Annotated in this window: 2 protein-coding genes and 1 tRNA gene; all 3 read left to right on the top strand. The window is 41.4% G+C overall.

Going from position 1 to position 1,547, the window contains the following annotated elements:
* Window positions 1-658 (top strand): 4-(cytidine 5'-diphospho)-2-C-methyl-D-erythritol kinase (gene ispE / locus J655_RS24135; RefSeq protein ID WP_032053450.1); only part of this gene is annotated, 658 nt, incomplete at its 5' end.
* A tRNA-Gln gene (locus J655_RS0104965) sits at window positions 657-731 on the top strand. The genes ispE and J655_RS0104965, both read left to right, overlap by 2 nt.
* A gap of 36 nt (window positions 732-767) precedes the next feature.
* Window positions 768-1,547 (top strand): ribose-phosphate pyrophosphokinase (locus tag J655_RS24130; protein WP_032002029.1); only part of this gene is annotated, 780 nt, incomplete at its 3' end.

Genomic DNA, 1,547 nt, shown 5'->3' with positions numbered 1-1,547 from the left:
TGCTGAAGAAAACTTGATTTATCGGGCAGCTCAAATACTAAAACCACATGCGAAAAAATTTTGTGGCTTGCACATCAAAATTGAAAAAAATATTCCAATGGGTGCAGGTCTAGGTGGCGGTTCATCTAATGCCGCCACAACGCTTATTGTGTTAAATCAATTATGGGAATGTGGCCTAAAGCAAGAACAACTTGCGGACTACGGTGTAAAGCTCGGTGCTGATGTTCCAATTTTTATTTATGGTAAAAATGCATGGGCTGAAGGCATCGGTGAACATTTATCATTCATAGACTTAGATCAAAAACAGTTCATTATTTTAAAACCTGATTGTTTTATCAGCACTCAATTGCTTTTTTCACAAAAAACATTGACAAGAGACTCTAAGACCACTAAATTTTGCGCCTATCAGTTAGAACCTTCTAATTTTGGAAATAACTTTGAGCCACTGGCTCGGCAGTTATACCCTGAAGTAGAAGAAGCAATGCAATATTTAGATCAATTTGGTCAAGCAAAGCTTACAGGTACAGGTGCTTGTGTTTTTATTGAAGTAACGAATGAAATGAATATTGATGAAATTCTTAAGTATTCACCATGTAAATCTTACTTGGTAAATAGTTTAAATGAATCTCCTCTTAATCATTTTAAGGTTACACGTTAGGGGCGTCGCCAAGTGGTAAGGCACCGGGTTTTGATCTCGGCATCCGTTGGTTCGAATCCAGCCGCCCCTGCCATCTATTTCATTACATACCAACCGCCAAGGGTGCTTCATGCCCAATCTTGTCGTTTTTAGTGGAAATGCTCATCCACAGTTCGCTCAAAAAGTCGTAAGTCACTTACATATCCCTCTAGGTGCTGCATCAGTCGGTCACTTTTCTGATGGAGAAATTTCAGTAGAAATTACTGAAAATGTTCGTGGTAAAGACGTATTTATCGTTCAGCCTACTTGTGCCCCTACCAATGATAACCTTATGGAAATCTTGGTTATGGCAGATGCTTTGCGTCGTGCAAGTGCTGGTCGTATTACCGCTGTTATCCCTTATTTTGGTTATGCTCGCCAAGACCGTCGTCCACGTTCTGCACGTGTGCCGATTACAGCTAAAGTTGTCGCAGACATGCTTACCACTGTTGGTATTGACCGTGTCGTGATGATCGACTTACATGCTGACCAAATTCAAGGTTTCTTCGATATTCCAGTCGACAACATCTACGGTACTCCTGCTTTGCTTGCTGACTTACGTCAACAACAACATGACAACCTTATGGTGGTTTCTCCTGACGTTGGTGGTGTAGTACGTGCTCGTGCTGTTGCCAAACAGATGGGTGACATCGATTTAGCAATTATTGATAAACGTCGTCAAAAAGCCAACGAGTCGCAAGTTATGCACTTAATTGGTGACGTAAAAGATCGTGATTGCGTTATCGTAGACGATATGGTCGATACTGCTGGTACATTGTGTAAAGCAGCTGATGCGCTTAAGCAATTTGGTGCACGTCGTGTAGTTGCATACGCAACTCACCCTGTACTATCAGGTAAGGCTATTGAAAAC

Source organism: Acinetobacter sp. 1294243, assembly GCF_000588015.1.
Taxonomy (GTDB): Bacteria; Pseudomonadota; Gammaproteobacteria; order Pseudomonadales; family Moraxellaceae; genus Acinetobacter; species Acinetobacter pittii.
This window is presented reverse-complemented; position numbering and strand designations above follow the sequence as displayed.